This is a genomic window from Mesorhizobium sp. WSM4847, from assembly GCF_055811335.1.
This window is the reverse complement of record NZ_JBVVPY010000006.1, coordinates 306,726-325,750: the sequence shown is the minus strand read 5'-3', so window position 1 is coordinate 325,750 and position 19,025 is coordinate 306,726. Positions and strand designations below refer to the sequence as shown.

The following is a 19,025-nucleotide window of genomic DNA, read 5'->3' as shown; positions in this document are numbered from 1 at the left end:
CCTTCGCCATCGCCAATGTTGGAGATTTGCCTGAGGCCTCTGTCCACGATTTTGTGAGGCCGAAAATGCCTGAGCCAGCCGTTATCCTTGCGAGGCGCAGCCGTTCATGCGAAGAGCCCCGGAAAGCAGGAAAGAGTGATGAGCAAGCGCAAGAACGGGCTCACCTATGCCGAGGCGGGTGTCGACATCGATGCCGGCAACCTCATGGTCGAGAAGATCAAGCCGCTGGTGCGCGCGACGCGCCGGCCGGGCGCCGATGGCGAGATCGGCGGCTTCGGCGGCCTGTTCGACCTCAAGGCCGCCGGCTTCACCGACCCGGTGCTGGTCGCCGCCAATGACGGCGTCGGCACCAAGCTGAAGATCGCCATCGATGCCGGCAAACACGACACGATCGGCATCGACCTCGTCGCCATGTGCGTCAACGACATCGTCGTGCAGGGCGCCGAGCCATTGTTCTTCCTCGACTATTTCGCCACCGGCAAGCTCGACCCCGACCAGGGTGCGGCGATCGTCGGCGGCATCGCCGAGGGCTGCCGGCAGGCCCGATGCGCGCTGATCGGCGGCGAGACGGCGGAAATGCCCGGCATGTATCACGGCAACGACTACGACCTCGCCGGCTTTGCCGTGGGCGCGGCCGAACGCGGCCAGTTGCTGCCGACCGACGACATCGTCGAGGGCGACGTGCTGTTGGGGCTGGCCTCGTCGGGCGTGCATTCAAACGGCTTTTCGCTGGTCCGCCGCATCGTAGCCACCAGCGGCCTTGCGTGGACCGATCCAGCGCCCTTCAACGATGAAGCCACGCTGGCCGAGGCGCTGCTCGAGCCGACCCGTATCTACGTCAAGTCGATCCTCAAGGCGATCCGTAACACGCATGGCATCAAGGCGCTGGCCCATATCACCGGCGGCGGTTTCCCGGAAAACATCCCGCGCGTCCTGCCGAAGGATTTTTCGGCCGAACTCGACCTCGACGCCATCGAAGTGCCGGCGGTGTTCTCATGGCTGGCCAAGACCGGCGGCGTGGCGCCGGAAGAGATGATGCGCACCTTCAACTGCGGCGTCGGCATGATCCTCGCCGTCGCCTCCGGCCAGGCGGCACAGGTCGCGGCCGTGCTGCAGGAGGCCGGGGAGACGGTGACGCCGATTGGCCGCATCGTGCCGCGCCGCGACGCCGGCGTGATCTATCGGGGCGCGATCGGCCTATGAGTGCGCGCAAACGCACCGTGGTGCTGATTTCGGGACGCGGCTCCAACATGACGGCGCTGATCGCCGCGGCCAGCAACCCGGACTATCCGGCCGAGATCGTCGGCGTCATTTCCGACCGGGCCAATGCCGCCGGTCTCGGCATCGCGGCGGCGCGCGGCATCGCCACCAAGGTGATTTCGCGGGCCGACTATACCAGCAAGGAAGCGCATGACGGGGCGATCGACGCCGCACTTGTCTCGTTCGGCGCCGAGATCGTGGCGCTGGCCGGTTATATGCGCATTCTCGGCGTGCGCTTCGTCGAGAAATGGCTGGGCCGGATGATCAATATCCACCCTGCCCTGCTGCCCGCCTTCAAGGGGCTGGATACGCATGCGCGCGCCTTGCGCGCCGGCATACGCATCCATGGCTGCACGGTGCATTTCGTGACGCTGGACATGGATGACGGCCCGATCATCGCCCAGGCTGCCGTGCCGGTGATGGTCGGCGACAATGAGGACATGCTCGCCGCGCGCGTGCTGAAGGCCGAGCACCGGCTTTATCCGCTGGCGCTCGGGCTGGTCGCCGAAGGCAAGGCGCGGATGGAAGGCGGCCGCACCGTGCTTGCCCACTTCGCCGACGATGCCGACAACAGCACCTCCGTGATCATGGCGCCCGATCCGCTGCGCGAGGAAACCGACCTCGAGCATCTGGCGCGCATCACTCCCTGAGAACCATCCTTGCCAACATGGTAGCAAATGTTGCTACCATGTTGGCAAGGAGACAGGTTGATGGCGACAGTCGAAAAGGTCAGCGTGGCGCTTTCGCCGGAACTGCTGGACATGGTCAAGGGCGCGGTGGCCAGCGGGCAATACGGTTCGGCAAGCGAAGTGATCCGCGAGGCGCTCCGCGAATGGCGTCTTCGCCAGCCCTTGCGCGAGGCGGAAGCGGAACGGCTGCGGAAAGCCTGGACGGAAGGGCTGGGGAGCGGCCCGTTCGCGCCTTTCGACATCGAGGACATCAAACTGAAGGCGCACAGCCGGTTCAGCGACGCCAGCAAAAAACAGCGGAATGGCTGACGTCCTCATTGTCCGCAGCCCGGCCCGGAATCCGGCGCCAAAAACCCAACATCGGTGCCGAAGTGCGAGCATTGACGATCGGCAATTATCTCGTGCTTTATCGCGTGGCCGAACAGCGCGTCGAGATCGTGCGCGTGGTGCATGGCGCACGCGAAGTCTCAACGTTATTTTGACAGATGCAGACAGGCAAATGGATCTCTTCGACAGCGCTATGCGGGCAAAAGGTGATCTGGCCGGTGCCTTCGAGTATGATGAGGCGGACGATCCAACCAATGCCACGGCATACTTCTATCTGTATCGAATCGAGGACGGGCGAACAGGTTCTGTCATCGATGCAATTCACATTCGATCGGGCGATTGGGCCATTGCTGAAGCAGACATTTCGGTCAGGTGGGATAGGGATGAACGGCGCGTAGGTTTGTTCATCTTTGGTGCGCTTTGGGCCACCTTGATACCGCCATGGGCACAAAACATGGCGGCGGATATGGGAAAGACTTTCAGCCCGACATTCCTTGGTCTTAAATTGAACTCATGAAGCAACTCCTTGTTCTGCGTCACGCCAAGTCGAGCTGGGACGATCCAGACCTCATCGACTTCGACCGGCCGCTTTCAGGGCGCGGGCTGAAGGCCGCCCCGCTGGTCGGTCGCGAACTGGCCAGCCAGGGCTGGCTGCCCGATCTGGCGCTGGTATCGCCGGCGCTGCGCAGCCGCGACACATGGCGGCTGGTCTCGGCGGAACTGCCCGCGAAAACGCCGGCCAAATTCGTCCAGGCGCTCTACGAGGCCAGCGCGGCAGACGTTCTCGCCAAGGTCCGGCAGGCAAATGCGGCAACAATCAGCCTCTTGGTGCTGGGCCATAATCCCGGCCTGGAGGAATTCGCGCGCCGACTTGCCGGCGCCGGGTCGGATGCCGCGGCACTCAAAAAGCTTGAAGAAAAATTCCCGACAGCGGCTCTTGCCCGCTTCGTTTTCGACGGTGACTGGGCACGGCTGGCCCTCGGTGACGCGCGGCTGACGCACTGCGTTTGGCCGAAGGATCTGCGCTAAACGAGAGCTGTGACTTGATAAGCAAGAACGGCGGGCCAAGCCCGCCGCTCTTTGCGTTCCGCAGCTTGAGGATTTAGCGGCCCCAGTTGCCCCGGCCGGACTGAGGCACGACCGGTTCAGTCGTGCCGGGCTGGGTCGTCGCGTTGGTATTGACGGTATTGTGCTCCGCCGTAAACGGCTTGCGGATCGAGCCCGTGAACGTGTTGTCGATATTTCCAACAGCCGCATTGCCAACAGGCGCGGCCGGCTGATTGGCGCCGTCCGAACCATAGTGGTCGCTGCCGGAAAAGGCGCTGCCTGCGGCAATGAGGATGGCGGCAGCGGTGAGAGCAATCTTGGTCATTTCAGGTACTCCAGTACTTTCATACTTTCAGTGTTGTTGTCCGTCTGGTGGCGTGCCTTGGGAGGATTTCGCGTCGCTCGGACCACCCCGAGGTGGGCTGGCCCTGCAGCGGTTTCCAATCACAAAGATGTTCCGGCTACGCCCTGAACCGGGTGCTTGAAATCCGCCAAAAGGCTTCCTTCACCACAATCTTTGACTTGCTTCTCAATGCGTTAGGCGAATATTTCTGCCGCGTGGCCCGGCCATTCGCTGAGCCGACGTTCACTTGGTCTTGCACAATGCGTCAACAAAAACGAACCGATCGGTTCGATTTTCTGCACAGCTGAAATCGCAGATCTACCGGTTTTGCGCTGCCGCCCTAGACGTGCACGTCGCCAAAGGAGAGCTCGCCGTCGTCGCTGGCGGTCAGGAACGCCGTGACCAGCAGGCCGGCATAGAAGGCGGCGACCAGCACGACGATGACCAGGCCGGGAATGGGCCCCAGAGCAGCGCCGGCAACCGCCTCGCGCACCGAACTGACGAAGTCGATGCGGACACCTTCGGTTAGAAGACTGGGGGTCGACAGTTTCAGGATCCAGGCCAACAGCAGGATCAGCAGCATGTGGATGTAGTTTCGACGCAGACGGCGCGCCAACGCCGCTCGTTGCGAAATGAGGAATTTTGGAGTGCGCAGACTTTCGCCGACGACCAACAGCCAATCTGACGCGAAGTCCGGCTGCGGCGAGAATATCTGCGCGAAATAGTGCCGTTCGAACTGGCGCACTCGGGCCCGGTAAACGTCGAAGAAGCGATATCGCCGCGCTTCTATCCACAGCAGCAACAGGACAAGCAGCATGGCAAAAAGCAGTACGCCGTGATGCGCGCTGGCCGTCGAAAGCGAGATGGACAACATTGCCGCGACGACCGTTATCGCCCAATTGCTCGTCCGGTCGAGGCGGTCGCGCCACCCCGTCATGCGCAGAATCTCGGCGCGATGAAAATGCGCCATCGTGGTCACGAGTTCGCCGGGCGAAAGCGTCCTTCCAACGGGGGCCGGCGCTGCCAACGCTTCTGCCATCACCATGTCTCCACCGCCACGCAAAAACGGCTGGTTGGGCATATCGTTCCGACGCTTCACTTTGCCGGGCGCAGCCACACCTTGTTGTCGTGGAACGCCGCACCGCCATAGGGCGCCGGCGCGTCGGCGCCGGTCAGGACGTTGATGCCCTCGCCGCGCTCGTGGGCGCTGTTGGGCCAGATGCCTTCGGCCACCACGACACCGCGCTTGACGCCGTCGAACAATCTTGCGTGCAGCACAACTTCGCCGCGCGCATTGCCGATCTCGACGCGGTCGCCATTGGCCAGCCCATAGGCTGCCGCATCGTCCGGATGCAAAAGCAGTTCCGGCCGGCCCTCATTGGCCATCGACACCGGCGTCTCGGAAAAAGTCGAGTTGAGGAAATTGCGCGCCGGCGAGGTGGCCAGCCGGAACGGATGCGCAGCATCCGCCACCTCGATCAGATCGACGTGGTCGGGAAATTCCGGCAGGCTTGCCACCGGCCCGAACAGGCCCATGCATTTCGGCGGCCGGTTGGGCGCCGCCTGCCCGGTCCAGTCGGCGCGAAAGCGGAATTTTCCGTCCGCGTGGCCGAAGCCGTCGATAAAATGCGCCGCTTCGAAAGCCGGCTGCAAATCGAGCCACTTTTGTTCCTTGAGGCTCGAAAAACTGCCCAGCCCGCGCTTGCCCAAAATGATGTCGATATGCTGCTGCTCGGTCATGCCGAAGCCAGGCCTGTCGCCAACACCGAGCCTTTTGCCGAGTTCCTCGATGACGAAATGGTTGCTGCGCGGCCCTTCCGGCGGGTCGATCAACTTCGGCCCGAGCGTGATGTGCTGATTGCCGCCGCCCTTGTAGATATCGTCATGCTCTAGAAACATCGTCGCCGGCAGCACGACATCTCCGAGTTTTGCGGTGTCGGTCATGAACTGTTCGTGCACGCAGGAAAACAGGTCGTCGCGCAAAAAACCCTGCTTCACCAGCCGCTGCTCCGGCGCGACATTGACCGGATTGGTGTTCTGGATCAGCAGCGCCGTCACCGGCGGGCCGCCATAGAGCGCATCCTCAGCGCCGGTCAGCACCGGGCCGATGCGCGAATGGTCGAGATGGCGGATCGCCGGGTCGCGCATCCGCGTGCCTTCCAGCAGTTCCTGGTTCAGCTTGAAGATGCCCGAATTGGAATGGAAGGCGCCGCCGCCCTCATATTGCCAGCAGCCGGTGACCGCGGCGATCGAGGCGGCGGCATGCATGTTGACCGAGCCGTTGCGCTGCCGCGAAAAACCGTAGCCGAGGCGGAAATAGGTTTTCTTGGTCGTGCCGACGAGACGGGCGAAGGCCTCGATCTCATCGACGGAAAGCCCGGTGATATCAGCCGCCCATTGCGGCGTCCTCGTCTGAAGATGCGCTTCCAGACCGTGCGGATCGTCGGTGTATTTTGCCAGATAGGCGCGGTCGGCCATGCCGTCACGGAACAGCACATGCATCACCGCGCAGGCCAGCGCACCGTCGGTGCCGGGCTTCAGCACCAGGCCGAGATCGGCCTGCTTCATCGTCGCGTTCTCGTAGACGTCGATGACGACGATCTTGGCGCCGCGCTCCTTGCGCGCCTTGATCGCGTGGGTCATGACGTTGACCTGGGTGACCACGGCATTGGTGCCCCAGACCACCACGCAGTCGGACTTGGCCATCTCGCGCGGGTCGGGACCGCGCAGCGCGCCGGCCCCCATCATCCAGCCGGTCCAGGCCAGATTGGTGCAGATCGAACCGAAAAAGCCGGAGTATTTTTTCGCATGGCGCAACCGCTCGATGCCGTCGCGCTGCACCAGCCCCATCGTGCCGGCATAGTAATAGGGCCAGACCGTCTCCGAGCCATATCTTGCCTCGGCCGCGATGAATTTTTCGGCGACCAGGTCGAGTGCGGCCTCCCAGCTCGCGTTCTTCCAAAGGCCCTCACCCTTGGCGCCCGCCCGGATCAGCGGCTTCAGCAAGCGGTCGGGATGATGGACGCGGTCGGCATAACGGGCGACCTTGGCGCAGATGACGCCAGCCGTGTAGCTATTGGCCTTGGCGCCATGGACGCGGCCGATGCGCTTGCTGTCGAGCAGCTCGACCTCGAGCGCGCAGGTCGACGGGCAATCATGCGGACAGGCCGAATGGCCGATCCTGAGCTTGGCGTGCTGATTCATGGGGCGAGATTAGCGGGTTCCGGGCACGGCGTGTAGGGCCAGATCGCGCAAGCGCCTATCTCCCCCCTTGAGGGGGAGATGTCGCCGAAGCGACAGAGGGGGTCGCGGCGCGTGGAGCGCCGACATCTTTCGCGACGAAGTAAGACGCTGGCGATCTACGCGAGACGACCCCCTCTGCCCTGCCGGGCATCTCCCCCCTCAGGGGGGAGATCACGCGCTACTCCGCCGTGCCTTCCTCATACTCTGCCGACATCGACAGCCATTTTTCCTCATGGCCGGCCAGTGTCTGGGCCAGTTGCGAGCGCTCCTTGGCCAGCCGTGTCGCCGTCGACGGGTCCTTTTCGTAGACCGCCGGATTGGCGAGTTCGTCCTCGATCAAGTCGATGCGCTTGCGAATGCGGTCCATCAGCGCTTCGGTGGCGCGGATCTCCTTGGCCAGCGGCTCGAAGGCGGCGCGGCGCGCTGCCGCGTCACGGCGGCGGTCGGCCTTCGAGGCCTTTTCGGCCTCGCGCTTGCCGCGGCGGTCGCCGGCCACGCCGGTGACCAGCGTCTTGTAATCATCGAGGTCCCCGTCAAAAGGATTGACCGTCCCGTCCTTGACCAGCCACAGCCGGTCGGCCGTTGCCTCGAGCAGATGGCGGTCGTGCGAGATCAGGATGACGGCGCCGGGAAACTCGTTCAGCGCATGGATCAACGATTCACGGCTGTCGATATCGAGATGGTTGGTCGGTTCGTCGAGGATGAACAGGTTTGGCCCCTCGAACGCCGACAGGCCCATCAACAGCCGCGCCTTCTCGCCGCCCGACAGGTCCTTGGCGGCGGTGTTCATCTTTTCGGTGGTCAGTCCGAACTGGGCGACACGGCCGCGCACCTTCGATTCCGGTGCTTCCGGCATCAGCCGGCGGACATGCTCATAGGCGTTTTCACTCGGTCGGAGATCGTCGAGCTGATGCTGGGCAAAGATCGCCACCTTCAGGCCGGGCGCCACCGTCATGGTGCCGGTCTCCTGCTTCAGGCGGCCGGACAGCAATTTGGCGAAGGTCGACTTGCCGTTGCCGTTGGCGCCGAGCAGTGCGATACGGTCGTCTGCATCGATGCGCAGCGTCATCTTCTTCAGGATCGGCTCACCCTCGACATAGCCGACATTGACGTTGTTGAGCGCAATGATCGGCGAGGCCACCGTCTTCACCGGCTCGGGAAAGGAGAACGGCCGCACGTTGTCGTTCACAATCGCGGCGATCGGCTTCATCTTCTCCAGCGCCTTGATGCGCGACTGCGCCTGTCTCGCCTTGGAAGCCTTGGCGCGGAAGCGCTCGACGAAGGACTCCATGTGCTTGCGTGCGGCTTCCTGCTTGACCCTGCCCTTCTCCTGCAATTCGCGCTGCTCGGTGAATTGGCGCTCGAACTGGTCGTAGCCGCCGCGCCAGAAGGTCAGCTTCTTCTGGTCGAGATGGACGATCGAGTTGACGGCGCGGTTGAGCAGGTCGCGGTCGTGCGAGATCAGCAGCACTGTGTGCGGATATTTCGACACGTAGTTTTCCAGCCACAGCGTGCCTTCGAGGTCGAGATAGTTGGTCGGTTCGTCGAGCAGCAGCAGATCGGGCTCGGCAAACAGCACCGCCGCGAGTGCGACGCGCATGCGCCAGCCGCCGGAGAACGACGAGGCCGGCCGCCGCTGGGCGGCGTCGTCGAAGCCGAGGCCGGCGAGGATGGTGGCGGCACGAGACTCGGCCGAATGGGCGTCGATATCGGCCAGCCGCATGTGGATGTCGGCGATACGGTGCGGATCGGTCGCCGTCGTTTCCTCATCGAGCAATGCGGAGCGTTCGAGGTCGGCCTTGAGCACGATCTCGATCAGCGGCTCCTCGGTGCCGGGAGCCTCCTGCGCCACCTGGCCGATGCGCGTGTTCTTCGGCAGGCCGATCGAGCCGGTCTCGGAGGCGAGGTCGCCGGTGATCGCCTTGAACAAAGTGGTCTTGCCGGTGCCGTTGCGGCCGACAAGCCCTGCCTTGCTGCCGGCCGGCAAGGTCAGCGAGGCATGGTCAAGAAGCAGGCGTCCGGCCATGCGGAGCGAAAGGTCGTTGATGATCAGCATGGCCGCGCTTTTGCACGGGACGTCAGCGCTTCGCAAGACCTCGAGCACCGGTTGGCCGCATAAGGCATGAAATGGCCGTCAGCGGCAGGTTGCCCGGTGCCGCGGGCGGAGAAAGAAGACGATTGATCCGATCGCCGGCCTCAACGGATCAAAGGACCAGCTCCGGGCTGGGCCGGGAACCGGCTGCGATGGCGTGACGCTTGGCGAGCATCGGCTTCTCGCAGCCGAAAACTGCGCATCTGTCAGTTAATTGCCGGTGCAAGGCGGTCGTCTTCGGCTATCGCGTCATGACGCAAAGGCAAGACTCAGCTATGTCTAGGTGTGCGGCGGACCTGATACCCGCCTGGCCGGCGTCATCGCTCCCCTCCCAAGCGGCGCCGGCCATCTTTCCTACAGCTTTCACTGCGCCGGCGGCGCGGCGGGTTGATCATCGCTTGGCGTTGAGTTGGGCGCAGGGTCGACCTGCGGGTTTTGATCGGCGCCGGGAGCCTTTGTCGGTGGAATGTTGTTGTCGCAGGCCGCGACAGCCAGCGCTGCGGCCAAGACGAGCCAGGTCGGGGCCAGCAAAGTTGAGAGCTTGTTCATCGCAACCTCCTGTCACCGGGCAAACGAGACGGTGCCGATTTGGTTGCACGGTCGGGCAAGAGCTTGGGACGTTTTGGAACCCGGGGAACAAAACCAGAGAGGGGAACAAAACGCGGGCTCCTCGGTTGGTCCACACCAATGGAGAAAATCATGATCCGTCTGCTCATAGCCGGGGCCGCCGTCTATGTGGCTTACCGCATCGTCAGGGAAATCGTCGACGAAGTGCCCGACGACTTCGATCCGCTGTTGCTGCCGCCTCCCGATGACGACAAGTCGCTGCCGCGGCAGTCAGCGGCGATGGGCGTCGAGCCGCAGCGCTAGTTTCGGTTCGTCGGTGGGGCGCCAGCAGGATCGGAAGCCTCGGACGCACGTACGAAAGCGTTGCGAACAAAGCAGAAACGATGCTTGATGGGCAATGAACCTCGCTGCCCGTGATTCGACCTTCCGGCCTGCCTATCTCGCAAAGCTGAATGCCGAGCAGTGCGTTGCCGTCGAGCATGGTGACGGCAAGGTCGCCGGGCCACTGCTGGTGATCGCCGGGGCCGGCTCCGGCAAGACCAGCACGCTGGCGCATCGCGTCGCGCATCTGATCGTCAGGGGCGCCGACCCCAGGCGCATCCTTTTGATGACGTTTTCGCGTCGCGCCGCATCGGAATTGGCCAAGCGGGTCGAGCGCATCGCCGGCGAGGTGCTCGGCCGCGACGCTTCCATCATCACCGATGCGCTTACCTGGGCCGGCACGTTTCACGGCATCGGCGCCAGGCTGCTGCGCGACTACGCGCTGGAGATCGGCCTCGATCCGGCCTTCACCATCCACGACCGCGAGGATTCGGCCGACCTGATGAACCTCGCCCGGCACGAACTAGGCTTCTCGAAGACGGAAGGCCGTTTTCCGACCAAGGGCACGTGCCTGGCGATCTATTCGCGTGCCGTCAACGCGCAGGCGCCGCTCGGCGAAGTTTTGGGTTCGGTGTTTCCCTGGTGCGCGGGATGGGCAGAACAGCTTAAGGCGCTGTTCGCCCGATATGTCGAGGCCAAGCAGGCGCAGAACGTGCTCGATTACGACGACCTGCTGCTCTACTGGGCGCAGATGGCCGGCGAGCCGGAGATATCGGCGCATCTGGGTGGGCGTTTCGACCATGTGCTGGTCGACGAATACCAGGACACCAACCGGCTGCAGGCCTCGATCCTCGCGGCGCTCAAGCCGGACGGATCCGGGCTGACGGTGGTCGGCGACGATGCGCAGTCGATCTATTCGTTTCGCGCCGCGGAAGTGCGCAACATCCTCGACTTTCCAAAACAGTTCGCCCGGCCGGCCGAGATCGTCATGCTGGAGCGCAACTACCGCTCGACCGAGACCATCCTGACCGCCGCCAATGCGGTAATCGGCGAGGCCTCGGAGCGCTTTACCAAGAACCTCTGGTCGGAGCGCAAATCGACCGAAAAGCCGAAGCTGGTCAGCGTCCGCGACGAGGCCGAGCAGGCGAGTTACGTCTGTCAGGCGATCCTGACCGAGCGCGAGGCGGGCACGGCGCTGAAGGCGCAGGCCGTGCTGTTTCGCGCCTCGCACCACAGCGGGCCGCTGGAGATCGAACTGACGCGCCGCAACATCCCGTTCGTCAAGTTCGGCGGGCTGAAGTTCCTCGACGCCGCCCATGTCAAGGACGTGCTGGCGGTGCTGCGCTTCGCCGAGAACCCGCGCGACCGCGTCGCCGGTTTTCGCGTGCTGCAGCTTTTGCCCGGCATCGGCCCTTCGGCGGCTTCGCAGATCGTCGACACCATGGCGACGTCGCTCGACGAAGCGATGGGGCTGGCGCGCTACCGGCCGCCGCAACGCGCCGCCGACGACTGGCCGGGTTTCGTCGCGCTGTTCTCGCAGCTTCGCGCCGGGTCGGGAAAATGGCCTGTTGACCTCGAACAGGTCAGGCTCTGGTATGAGCCGCATCTCGACCGCATCCACGAGGACGCAACGACACGCCGGGCCGATATTCTGCAGCTCGAGCAGATCGCCTCGGGCTATGCCTCGCGCGAGCGTTTCCTCACCGAGCTGACCCTCGATCCGCCGGATGCAACCAGCGACGAGGCCGGGCCGCCGCATCGCGACGAGGACTATCTGATCCTGTCGACCATCCATTCGGCCAAGGGCCAGGAATGGAAGAACGTCTTCGTGCTCAACACCGTCGACGGCTGCATCCCGATCGATCTCGCCGTCGGCTCGAAGGAGGATATCGACGAGGAGCGCCGCCTGCTCTACGTGGCGATGACGCGGGCCAAGGACGGCCTGCACCTGGTCATGCCGCAGCGCTTTTTCGTCCACGGCCAGGCGGCGCGCGGCGATCGCCATGTTTACGCCTCGCGCACCCGCTTCATCCCGGCCTCGATCCTCGGCGCCTTCGAACAGACATCGTGGGCGAGCGTCCAGGCCACGGATGATCCGCGCCGCCAGCCGCAAGTGCGCGTCGACCTTGGCGCCCGCATGCGCGACATGTGGAAATAGGCCGCTCTTCGGCACGACGCTCATGCCACGGAGCTTGGTGGCGAAAATCAAATTTCGGCAACATGGAACCTGATGCCGCAATCCGCGTTTCTGGGCGTCCTACCCCCGGCGGAGAGCGGCGTCCGCCCGTCACCTCCGCCCAATTCGAGAGGCCAGAATGCACGATAAGACATTTTTCACCCCGGTCGCCGTAACCGTCGGCGCCGGCCATAAGCGCATGATCGCTTCGCTGTTCGACATGCATGAGTTCCTGACCGAGTTCCCGCCATCGCGGCGACGCCTGAGCTATGGCGCGGCGGTGAAGGCCTGCGAGGCGGCACGCGCTGGCGAGATCTCGCCCGAGGCCGCGCGCGACGCCCTGACCACCTTCGCAGTTTCGGCAGGCATTCTCTGGCCCTCGGCGCAGCCGGCAGTCTCGGTCAAGCCGATCTCCCGCGGCCAGGGCGGATACGCCGCCTGACTGGCCAGGCCTGTTTTGCGACTATAGTCCGTCGAAGTTGCTGTTCGTCTTCGACGGGCTTTCCTGTCAATTCGATCCGGATGATCCCAAATCATGCGTAGGCGCGGCCGTCTTCGCTGCGCTGGAACAGCGTCAGGTCGAGCGGCAACGAAGGCCGGCCGAGAATGGTCAGGATCGCGTGCGCCTGGCCGCGGTGATGGGTCTGGTGATTGAAGAAATGATCAAGCGCCGGCGCCAATCGCTGCGAGACGGTGCGCATGTCGGAGACGGTCATGTAGGAGAAGCGGCCGGACAAAGCCTTGTCGCTTAACGCCCCAACCCAGTCGACGATCCTTTTGTCTTCGGCCTCGCGCGCCAGCCGCAAGCCCGGCAGGGCGCGGTGCAGGACCGTGTCGAGCCTGGCCGGCGCGTCGCCCTCGCCGGTAAAGCGCCTCATCCAGATGCGATCGGCAGTCAGGACATGGTTGAGCGTCCCCATCATCGAGCCGAAGAAGACCCCGACGTTGCGGTGAAAATCTTCCTCGTCGAGATCGGCGGCGGCATCGTAGATGCGGCTATTGGCCCATTGATTGTAGGCCGCAAACATCATGAAGTGCTGTTTCATCGTTTTTTCTCCGGCCCGCGAGACCCCGTTCCGGGTGCTTACCGCAAGGCCCGCAACGTCGCTCTAGTAGACCGCAGGGAAGCTGCCGCCAATGACCATTCTGCTCTATGATCTCGTCGGACGCGATGGCGCCCGTCCGTTCAGCCCGCATTGCTGGAAGGCGACGATGGCGCTTGCCCACAAGGGCCTCGATATCTCAACCGTGCCGACACGCTTTCTCGAAGTGCCCACAGTTGAAGGCGGCGTTTCAAAACTCGTTCCGGTGATCCGCGACGGCGAGAAGGTGGTCGCCGATTCTTTCGCCATCGCGCTCTATCTCGACGAGGCCTATCCAGAGCGACCGACATTGTTTTGCGGGGACGGCGGCAAGGCGATGGCGCGCTTCGTCGAACGCTGGTCGCAACTGACCATCCACCCCTATGTCACCACTGCAGCGATCATGGACCTGCACGCCATGCAGGACGAGGCCAACGCCGCCTATTTTCGCCAAAACCGCGAGCAGCGCTTCGGCCAGAGACTGGAAGAGGTGGTGGCGGCGCGGGACGCCGGCCTTGGTGCCTTCCGTGCCTCGCTGGAGCCGTTGCGCTCGATGCTTGCCTATCAGCCGTTCATCGGCGGCCAATCACCGCTGTTTGCCGACTACATCGTCTTCGGCGCGCTGCAATGGGCGCGCATCGCCTCGCCCTACCGGTTGCTCGACGACAGCGATGTGGTGGCGCAGTGGTTCGAGCGCTGCCTCGGCCTGCATGATGGCCTCGGCCGCAAGGTGCCGGCGGCCGCCGCCGCGGCATAGGGCAGTAGGGCAGTAGGGACTAAGGAAGTAGCGGGGCGCGCATTCCTACTCCCCTACTCCCCTACTGCCCTACTGCCCTACTGCCCTACTGCCCTACTGCCCTACTGCCCTACTGCCCTACTGCCCTACTTCCTTACTGCCCTACTCCCTTGGCAAAGACAGTACGAACACCATGACGTCAGACCCGGAATTCCCGGACGATTTTCGCGCCGATCTGGCCAATCTCTTCCTGTGGCGGCGGGATGTCAGGCGATTCAGGCCGACGCCGCTCCCCGAAGGCGCGCTGGAGCGGCTGCTTGACGTCGCCAGCCTTGCGCCCTCGGTCGGGCTGAGCCAGCCTTGGCGTTTCGTCATGGTCGAGGGTGCGGCGTGCCGCGGCGCCGTGAGGGCATGCTTCGAGCGCTGCAATGCGGAGGCGCTCGCATCGTTCGGCGGCGAACGCGCTGCGCTCTATGCGCGCCTGAAGCTTGCCGGCCTGAACGAGGCGCCTTGTCAATTCGCGGTCTTCGCCGACCGCGGGACGCAACAGGGACATGGGCTCGGCCGCCTGACCATGCCGGCGACCATCGAATATTCGGCGGTGATGGCGATCCATACTTTTTGGCTGGCGGCGCGCGCCGAAGGAATAGGCATGGGCTGGGTCTCGATCCTCGACCCGGCCGAAATGGCGACGATCCTGGACGCGCCGCCGGAGTGGACGCTGATCGGTTACTTCTGCGTCGGCTACCCCTGCGAGAACCACAGCGTGCCGGAACTGGAACGGGAAGGCTGGGAAGTCCGGCGCGCTTCGATGGTGATAAGGCGGTAGGGCAACGGCAACGCTGCCATCCTCATGTGCAGGGAAGAATGGATATCAGGATGATTTCGCCGATCGCCGGCGTTGCCGACAAGACACCATGGCAAGCCAGCCGTGACGGCCTTGATCTGAGGAAGGGCAAAAATGTTTCGCTACGACGTGCAGGCCGAGATCTGGGTCTATCCAGGCAAGGGCGGCTGGCATTTCGTGACGCTGCCGCCGGAGCTTGGGGCACGGATCAAGTCGGCAATGGCGGGGATGGCACGGCCCTGGGGCTCGCTTGGCGTGGAAGCCGTCATCGGCCAGACCAGATGGCGAACATCGCTGTTTCCCGACAAGAAATCCGGCAGCCTGCTGTTGCCGATCAAGACGGCGGTGCGGGTCCGCGAAGGCCTTCGGGCTGGCGACACGGCCAATCTGACGATCGAGATGAAGTTATGACAACATTGGTTTTGGCTGACGGCGACACGCTATGCCGCGGCTAAAGCACGTTGGAGACGCGCTTAAGTTCTTGTTTTTATGCATGTCGTTATCGCAAAATCGCTGCGCACTTTTGCGCGACATGCATTAGCGCCAGCCCCTTGGCAAGCCGGCAGGCGGCTTGTATAGAGCCCGCCACCGTGAATTCCACCCTCCATCACAAGGACGACCCCATGGCGCTCGAACGCACCTTTTCCATGATCAAGCCGGACGCAACCCGGCGCAATCTCACCGGCGCCATTACCCAGATCCTCGAAGAAGCCGGCCTGCGCGTCGTCGCCTCGCGCCGGGTGTGGATGAGCCGCCGCGAGGCGGAAGGTTTTTATGCTGTGCACAAGGATCGTCCGTTCTTCGGCGAACTGGTCGAGTCGATGTCGTCGGGCCCAACGGTCGTGCAGGTGCTGGAAGGCGAGAACGCCATTGCCAAAAACCGCGACGTGATGGGCGCCACCAACCCGGCCAACGCCGCCGAAGGCACCATCCGCAAAGTGCACGCGCTGTCGATCGGCGAGAATTCCGTGCACGGCTCCGACGCGCCGGAGACCGCCGCGCAGGAGATCAAATACTGGTTCTCGGACACCGAGATCGTCGGCTGAGCCGATAAGTCACCACGTCATATGCAAAAAGGCCGGCGCAATGCCGGCCTTTTTCGTTGCGGCGATCCGGCACCGGACGCCGGGCGCCGACACCCGCCAACTGCGCGTGATGCTCAAAAACCGAAACCGGTTATCAGCTCGCGGCGTTGAAGCGCAGGATGACGCGGTCGTCTTTGTCGACGATGATGAGCTTGCCGGCGTCGACGTGATACGATGCCGCCTTGGCCAGCGCCTCGAACAGCGCCTTTTCCTCGGCCATAGTCTCGGGCGCGCAGGCCTTGAACGTCGAACCGATGTCACTGATGGCAATCGTCGAACCATCGACTTTGGCGGTGGCGAAGTAGACGTTGCAAGGCCCGCTGCCTCCGGCCTTGCCGGCCTCGTCGATCCTGAACGTCGCCTGCGGCTCGGCGATCACACCAATGCCGTCGATATACTCGATCAGCCAGCTCTGCCCGACCACCGGGGCCGACGCCGGCTGCTCGCTCGACGTCACCATCTTCAGCATGATGGTCTGCGGCGCGTCGCTCAGTGGATCGACCTGGTGGCGCATATCGGAGATGAACAACAGCCTGTCGTCGACGGTGATGCGCGCCTGCAGCGCATAGGTCATATGAGGCCGGATCACCTGGGGATCAAAGCTGATCTCGAACTTGATCGGCACCTGGCCGGCCGGCGCCACCTTGCGCTCGCCGATGACAGCGGCCGTCGCGTCGGCCAGCGAGACATCGGCAAGCTGCACGGAAAGCACGGCTTTCGGCGGCAGAGCGATGCGCTCGCGATACATCACCTCGCCCTTCAGGGTCTTCTCGGCAGCGACTGACAGCTCAGGCACCACCAGTATACCGACCAGCGGCACGACACCGAAGATGAAGAACTCGGTGATCCTGCCCAGCATGATCCTGCTCCCCATAATGCGCCAAACTGGTCGGAAGGTCTCGCAGGATTGCGGTGGTTCCGTGGCGCCCCACACGGGCTGTTCACACGGCGGTGCCTTCCGGCGGCTCGTTGCCCTGTGGTCGGCCTCCTTGGCGTGACAGGCGAAATATTGCTCACGCCAGGTCCCCATGCGATCACGAAGTCGTGTTCCAAAAAGATGTAACGCAGGGAACCTCCGAACCGAACTAACCATGCGCGCTTGAGGAACGGCGCGCGCAACAACCCAAGCGGAGGTGAAATCATGTCAACAAGATCAACCGTGAGCACGGCCTTTCTGGCCGGCGCCGTTGCCACGGCCCTTGCTTCTTTTGCGACGGCCGCGCCGCTGTCCGAGGCAGAGGCCAAGGCAGCGATGGATGCCGGCAAGGAGAAGTGCTTTGGCGTCGCCCTGAAGGGGCAGAACGACTGCGCGGCAGGACCAGGCACCACCTGCCAAGGCACCTCGACGGTCGATTACCAGGGCAACGCCTGGAAGTTCGTCGACGGCGGCACCTGTACGACGATGGACCTGCCCGGCGACCGCAAGGGCTCGCCCACGGCGCTGACCCGCGACGTCCCGTCCTAAGCAATGCAAGCTGCCCGGAAAGCGGAGATGAAGATGAACGGACTGGCCCCGGCATCCCGCATATCGAAAACCTCGCGCTTTCCGGCGCACCCGATCGCCGGCCTTGCCGGCACCAGTTTCAAGCACGGGCATCTGCACGCGATCCTTGGCGACGGCCCAAAGGACGGCTTCTTCGAGGTCCACGCCGAAAACTACATGGGCACCGGCGGTCCGCCGCACGATGCGCTGACCAGGATTCGCCGCGACTATCCCGTTTCGCTGCACGGGGTGTGCATGTCGATCGGCGGACCGCGGCCGCTCGACAAAGTGCATCTCGGCCGCTTCAAGGCGCTCGTCGACCGCTATGAGCCGGCGCTCGTTTCCGAGCATCTCGCCTGGTCGACCCACGACACCACCTATTACAACGACCTGCTTCCCCTGCCCTATACGCCGGCAACGGTTTCGCGCGTGGCGGATCACATCGATGAAATGCAGGAGACGATCGGCCACCCGATCCTGCTCGAGAACCCCTCGACCTACGTCCTTTTCGCGGAATCGACGATGAGCGAGACGGATTTCATCGGCGCGCTGGTGCAGCGCACCGGTTGCGGCCTGCTGCTCGACGTCAACAATGTCTTCGTTTCGGCCACCAATCACGGCTATTCAGCCGTTTCCTACCTCGCGGATTTCCCGCTCGATCATGTCGGCGAAATCCATCTGGCCGGGCACGCCGAGCAGGAGGATGACGAGGGCGACCTGCTGCTCATCGACAGCCATGACGGGCCGGTCGCCGACGCGGTCTGGAAGCTCTTCGATATCGTCATCGGCCGATGCGGACCGCTGCCGACGCTGATCGAGTGGGACAGCAACATTCCCGACTGGCCGGTGCTCAAGGCGGAGGCCGCCGCCGCCCAAGCGATTCTCGACCATCACGCCGACAGCCACCAAGTGTTCGGAAAAGCCCATGCCGCAGGATGAACTCCAGTCGGGCGATCTTGGCCACCGGTTCGACTATGCCGCGGCATTCACCGCCGGTTTGCTCGATCCTGACCGTGTCCCGCCCGACGCTGTCTCGGGGCCGAACGGCAAGGCAGCGGTTAAACGATACGCCGTCTACCGCAACAACGTCACGGTCAGCCTGATCGATGCGCTGGCCGCCAGCTTTCCAGCGACGCTGCGCATCACCGGCCCGGACTTCTTTCGGGCGATGGCGCGCTTCCATGTCCGCGAAACGCCACCCACTTCGCCGCTTCTGTTCGAATACGGCCACGACTTTCCCGACTTCATCGAGCGCTACGACTATGCGCGGCCGATGCCATGGTTGGCTGACGTGGCGCGCCTGGAGCGGGCCTGGCTCGACGCCTATCATGCCGCCGACGCGGAACCGCTGGCTTGCGTAGCACTGGGCTCGATCCCGCCCGAACGGCTGGCCGATACCGTGTTCGTGCCACACCCGGCAACGCGTGCGATGCGCTCGCGCTATCCGGTCGTGACGATCTTTGCGGCGAACCGGCGCGACCGCCCTGTCGGGCGGATCGAGGCGGACGGCCCTGAAGATGCGCTGGTCACGCGGCCCGGGCTCGAAGTCTTTGTTCGCCACCTGCCGCCCGGCGGCGCAGCTTTTCTGGATCGTCTGATGGCGGGCGAGCCGCTCGGCGCGGCGGCCGCGGCAGCATTTGCGGAAACTGCCGAATTCGACCTTGCCGCCAACATTGCCGGCCTGCTGCAAGCAGGCGCCTTCACAGCGGCAGACCAGGGAGGGTGAG

The 19,025-nt window shown here is 63.9% G+C and carries 23 protein-coding genes; 16 read left to right on the top strand and 7 right to left on the bottom strand.

Features of this window, described 5'->3' with window-relative positions; all coding sequences use genetic code 11:
• The first annotated feature begins 138 nt into the window (after nt 1-138).
• The 6 genes from purM to AC0L28_RS11535 are packed head-to-tail and all read left to right on the top strand — an operon-like array spanning nt 139 to nt 3,305.
• Entirely contained in the window at nt 139-1,203 is a 1,065-nt protein-coding gene (gene purM, locus AC0L28_RS11560) for a phosphoribosylformylglycinamidine cyclo-ligase (protein WP_023800644.1), read from the top strand.
• Entirely contained in the window at nt 1,200-1,910 is a 711-nt protein-coding gene (gene purN / locus AC0L28_RS11555) for a phosphoribosylglycinamide formyltransferase (RefSeq protein WP_023800645.1), read from the top strand. Before purM ends, purN begins: the two co-directional genes overlap by 4 nt.
• Before the next feature lie 60 nt (nt 1,911-1,970).
• Nucleotides 1,971-2,258 (top strand): type II toxin-antitoxin system ParD family antitoxin, encoded by a 288-nt coding sequence (locus AC0L28_RS11550; protein WP_023800646.1) that lies wholly within the window; start codon nt 1,971-1,973, stop codon nt 2,256-2,258.
• An 8-nt stretch (nt 2,259-2,266) separates the two neighbouring features.
• Nucleotides 2,267-2,431, top strand: a complete 165-nt coding sequence (locus AC0L28_RS11545) for a type II toxin-antitoxin system RelE/ParE family toxin (protein ID WP_473477454.1) — start codon at nt 2,267-2,269, stop codon at nt 2,429-2,431.
• A gap of 17 nt (nt 2,432-2,448) precedes the next feature.
• Nucleotides 2,449-2,793, top strand: a complete 345-nt coding sequence (locus tag AC0L28_RS11540; protein WP_287229917.1) for a hypothetical protein — start codon at nt 2,449-2,451, stop codon at nt 2,791-2,793.
• Nucleotides 2,790-3,305 carry a SixA phosphatase family protein gene (locus AC0L28_RS11535; protein WP_128169219.1) on the top strand — a complete coding sequence of 172 codons (516 nt, stop codon included), beginning with the start codon at nt 2,790-2,792 and terminating at the stop codon, nt 3,303-3,305. Before AC0L28_RS11540 ends, AC0L28_RS11535 begins: the two co-directional genes overlap by 4 nt.
• Before the next feature lie 73 nt (nt 3,306-3,378).
• On the opposite strand, the gene AC0L28_RS11530 is transcribed toward AC0L28_RS11535, so the two are convergent.
• From AC0L28_RS11530 to AC0L28_RS11510, 5 genes are all read right to left on the bottom strand, one after another.
• Nucleotides 3,379-3,648 (bottom strand): DUF680 domain-containing protein, encoded by a 270-nt coding sequence (locus tag AC0L28_RS11530; RefSeq protein ID WP_473477452.1) that lies wholly within the window; start codon nt 3,646-3,648, stop codon nt 3,379-3,381.
• A gap of 358 nt (nt 3,649-4,006) precedes the next feature.
• Entirely contained in the window at nt 4,007-4,705 is a 699-nt protein-coding gene (locus tag AC0L28_RS11525; RefSeq protein ID WP_023800651.1) for a DUF2270 domain-containing protein, read from the bottom strand.
• Nucleotides 4,706-4,761: 56 nt separating this feature from the next.
• Nucleotides 4,762-6,870 (bottom strand): molybdopterin-containing oxidoreductase family protein, encoded by a 2,109-nt coding sequence (locus AC0L28_RS11520; protein WP_473477450.1) that lies wholly within the window; start codon nt 6,868-6,870, stop codon nt 4,762-4,764.
• A 217-nt stretch (nt 6,871-7,087) separates the two neighbouring features.
• Nucleotides 7,088-8,965, bottom strand: a complete 1,878-nt coding sequence (locus tag AC0L28_RS11515) for an ABC-F family ATP-binding cassette domain-containing protein (protein ID WP_023800653.1) — start codon at nt 8,963-8,965, stop codon at nt 7,088-7,090.
• Between the two features lie 399 nt (nt 8,966-9,364).
• Nucleotides 9,365-9,550, bottom strand: coding sequence for a hypothetical protein (locus AC0L28_RS11510; protein ID WP_473477448.1), 186 nt, complete (start codon nt 9,548-9,550; stop codon nt 9,365-9,367).
• Nucleotides 9,551-9,700: 150 nt separating this feature from the next.
• On the opposite strand from AC0L28_RS11510, the gene AC0L28_RS11505 reads away from it, so the two are divergent.
• The 3 genes from AC0L28_RS11505 (at nt 9,701) to AC0L28_RS11495 (ending at nt 12,507) form a co-directional block, all read left to right on the top strand.
• Nucleotides 9,701-9,871: a hypothetical protein gene (locus AC0L28_RS11505; protein ID WP_077375704.1), complete on the top strand. Its 171-nt coding sequence runs from the start codon at nt 9,701-9,703 to the stop codon at nt 9,869-9,871.
• Between the two features lie 94 nt (nt 9,872-9,965).
• On the top strand, nt 9,966-12,047 hold the full coding sequence (locus AC0L28_RS11500; RefSeq protein WP_473477445.1) for an ATP-dependent helicase: 2,082 nt from the start codon (nt 9,966-9,968) through the stop codon (nt 12,045-12,047).
• Nucleotides 12,048-12,204: 157 nt separating this feature from the next.
• On the top strand, nt 12,205-12,507 hold the full coding sequence (locus tag AC0L28_RS11495) for a DUF982 domain-containing protein (protein WP_023800658.1): 303 nt from the start codon (nt 12,205-12,207) through the stop codon (nt 12,505-12,507).
• 91 nt (nt 12,508-12,598) lie between these two features.
• On the opposite strand, the gene AC0L28_RS11490 is transcribed toward AC0L28_RS11495, so the two are convergent.
• Nucleotides 12,599-13,111, bottom strand: coding sequence for a DinB family protein (locus AC0L28_RS11490; RefSeq protein WP_128169226.1), 513 nt, complete (start codon nt 13,109-13,111; stop codon nt 12,599-12,601).
• A gap of 91 nt (nt 13,112-13,202) precedes the next feature.
• On the opposite strand from AC0L28_RS11490, the gene AC0L28_RS11485 reads away from it, so the two are divergent.
• From AC0L28_RS11485 to ndk, 4 genes are all read left to right on the top strand, one after another.
• Nucleotides 13,203-13,904, top strand: coding sequence for a glutathione S-transferase family protein (locus AC0L28_RS11485; RefSeq protein ID WP_023800660.1), 702 nt, complete (start codon nt 13,203-13,205; stop codon nt 13,902-13,904).
• 172 nt (nt 13,905-14,076) lie between these two features.
• Nucleotides 14,077-14,712, top strand: a complete 636-nt coding sequence (gene bluB / locus AC0L28_RS11480) for a 5,6-dimethylbenzimidazole synthase (protein WP_473477442.1) — start codon at nt 14,077-14,079, stop codon at nt 14,710-14,712.
• A 132-nt stretch (nt 14,713-14,844) separates the two neighbouring features.
• Entirely contained in the window at nt 14,845-15,141 is a 297-nt protein-coding gene (locus tag AC0L28_RS11475; protein ID WP_128169229.1) for a DUF1905 domain-containing protein, read from the top strand.
• 212 nt (nt 15,142-15,353) lie between these two features.
• A complete protein-coding gene (gene ndk / locus AC0L28_RS11470; protein ID WP_287244040.1) occupies nt 15,354-15,776 on the top strand; it encodes a nucleoside-diphosphate kinase in 423 nt (140 codons plus the stop codon).
• Nucleotides 15,777-15,909: 133 nt separating this feature from the next.
• Here the strand turns inward: ndk and AC0L28_RS11465 are convergent, their stop codons facing one another.
• Nucleotides 15,910-16,674 (bottom strand): YbaY family lipoprotein, encoded by a 765-nt coding sequence (locus tag AC0L28_RS11465; RefSeq protein WP_287229930.1) that lies wholly within the window; start codon nt 16,672-16,674, stop codon nt 15,910-15,912.
• A 282-nt stretch (nt 16,675-16,956) separates the two neighbouring features.
• On the opposite strand from AC0L28_RS11465, the gene AC0L28_RS11460 reads away from it, so the two are divergent.
• The 3 genes from AC0L28_RS11460 to AC0L28_RS11450 are packed head-to-tail and all read left to right on the top strand — an operon-like array spanning nt 16,957 to nt 19,024.
• Nucleotides 16,957-17,280 (top strand): BufA1 family periplasmic bufferin-type metallophore, encoded by a 324-nt coding sequence (locus AC0L28_RS11460; protein WP_128172761.1) that lies wholly within the window; start codon nt 16,957-16,959, stop codon nt 17,278-17,280.
• Between the two features lie 27 nt (nt 17,281-17,307).
• On the top strand, nt 17,308-18,237 hold the full coding sequence (gene bufB / locus AC0L28_RS11455; protein WP_473477439.1) for an MNIO family bufferin maturase: 930 nt from the start codon (nt 17,308-17,310) through the stop codon (nt 18,235-18,237).
• Nucleotides 18,224-19,024: an HvfC/BufC N-terminal domain-containing protein gene (locus tag AC0L28_RS11450; RefSeq protein ID WP_287241106.1), complete on the top strand. Its 801-nt coding sequence runs from the start codon at nt 18,224-18,226 to the stop codon at nt 19,022-19,024. Before bufB ends, AC0L28_RS11450 begins: the two co-directional genes overlap by 14 nt.
• Nucleotide 19,025 lies beyond the last annotated feature (1 nt).

Excerpts from the sequence above, each read along its gene's own strand:
- purM (WP_023800644.1), top strand. The coding sequence starts at position 139 with ATGAGCAAGCGCAAGAACGGGCTCACCTATGCCGAGGCGGGTGTCGAC.
- purN (WP_023800645.1), top strand. The coding sequence starts at position 1,200 with ATGAGTGCGCGCAAACGCACCGTGGTGCTGATTTCGGGACGCGGCTCC.
- AC0L28_RS11550 (WP_023800646.1), top strand. The coding sequence starts at position 1,971 with ATGGCGACAGTCGAAAAGGTCAGCGTGGCGCTTTCGCCGGAACTGCTG.
- AC0L28_RS11540 (WP_287229917.1), top strand. The coding sequence starts at position 2,449 with ATGGATCTCTTCGACAGCGCTATGCGGGCAAAAGGTGATCTGGCCGGT.
- AC0L28_RS11535 (WP_128169219.1), top strand. The coding sequence starts at position 2,790 with ATGAAGCAACTCCTTGTTCTGCGTCACGCCAAGTCGAGCTGGGACGAT.
- AC0L28_RS11530 (WP_473477452.1), bottom strand. The coding sequence starts at position 3,648 with ATGACCAAGATTGCTCTCACCGCTGCCGCCATCCTCATTGCCGCAGGC.
- AC0L28_RS11525 (WP_023800651.1), bottom strand. The coding sequence starts at position 4,705 with ATGGCAGAAGCGTTGGCAGCGCCGGCCCCCGTTGGAAGGACGCTTTCG.
- AC0L28_RS11520 (WP_473477450.1), bottom strand. The coding sequence starts at position 6,870 with ATGAATCAGCACGCCAAGCTCAGGATCGGCCATTCGGCCTGTCCGCAT.
- AC0L28_RS11515 (WP_023800653.1), bottom strand. The coding sequence starts at position 8,965 with ATGCTGATCATCAACGACCTTTCGCTCCGCATGGCCGGACGCCTGCTT.
- AC0L28_RS11510 (WP_473477448.1), bottom strand. The coding sequence starts at position 9,550 with ATGAACAAGCTCTCAACTTTGCTGGCCCCGACCTGGCTCGTCTTGGCC.
- AC0L28_RS11505 (WP_077375704.1), top strand. The coding sequence starts at position 9,701 with ATGATCCGTCTGCTCATAGCCGGGGCCGCCGTCTATGTGGCTTACCGC.
- AC0L28_RS11500 (WP_473477445.1), top strand. The coding sequence starts at position 9,966 with ATGAACCTCGCTGCCCGTGATTCGACCTTCCGGCCTGCCTATCTCGCA.
- AC0L28_RS11495 (WP_023800658.1), top strand. The coding sequence starts at position 12,205 with ATGCACGATAAGACATTTTTCACCCCGGTCGCCGTAACCGTCGGCGCC.
- AC0L28_RS11490 (WP_128169226.1), bottom strand. The coding sequence starts at position 13,111 with ATGAAACAGCACTTCATGATGTTTGCGGCCTACAATCAATGGGCCAAT.
- AC0L28_RS11485 (WP_023800660.1), top strand. The coding sequence starts at position 13,203 with ATGACCATTCTGCTCTATGATCTCGTCGGACGCGATGGCGCCCGTCCG.
- bluB (WP_473477442.1), top strand. The coding sequence starts at position 14,077 with ATGACGTCAGACCCGGAATTCCCGGACGATTTTCGCGCCGATCTGGCC.
- AC0L28_RS11475 (WP_128169229.1), top strand. The coding sequence starts at position 14,845 with ATGTTTCGCTACGACGTGCAGGCCGAGATCTGGGTCTATCCAGGCAAG.
- ndk (WP_287244040.1), top strand. The coding sequence starts at position 15,354 with ATGGCGCTCGAACGCACCTTTTCCATGATCAAGCCGGACGCAACCCGG.
- AC0L28_RS11465 (WP_287229930.1), bottom strand. The coding sequence starts at position 16,674 with ATGCTGGGCAGGATCACCGAGTTCTTCATCTTCGGTGTCGTGCCGCTG.
- AC0L28_RS11460 (WP_128172761.1), top strand. The coding sequence starts at position 16,957 with ATGTCAACAAGATCAACCGTGAGCACGGCCTTTCTGGCCGGCGCCGTT.
- bufB (WP_473477439.1), top strand. The coding sequence starts at position 17,308 with ATGAAGATGAACGGACTGGCCCCGGCATCCCGCATATCGAAAACCTCG.
- AC0L28_RS11450 (WP_287241106.1), top strand. The coding sequence starts at position 18,224 with ATGCCGCAGGATGAACTCCAGTCGGGCGATCTTGGCCACCGGTTCGAC.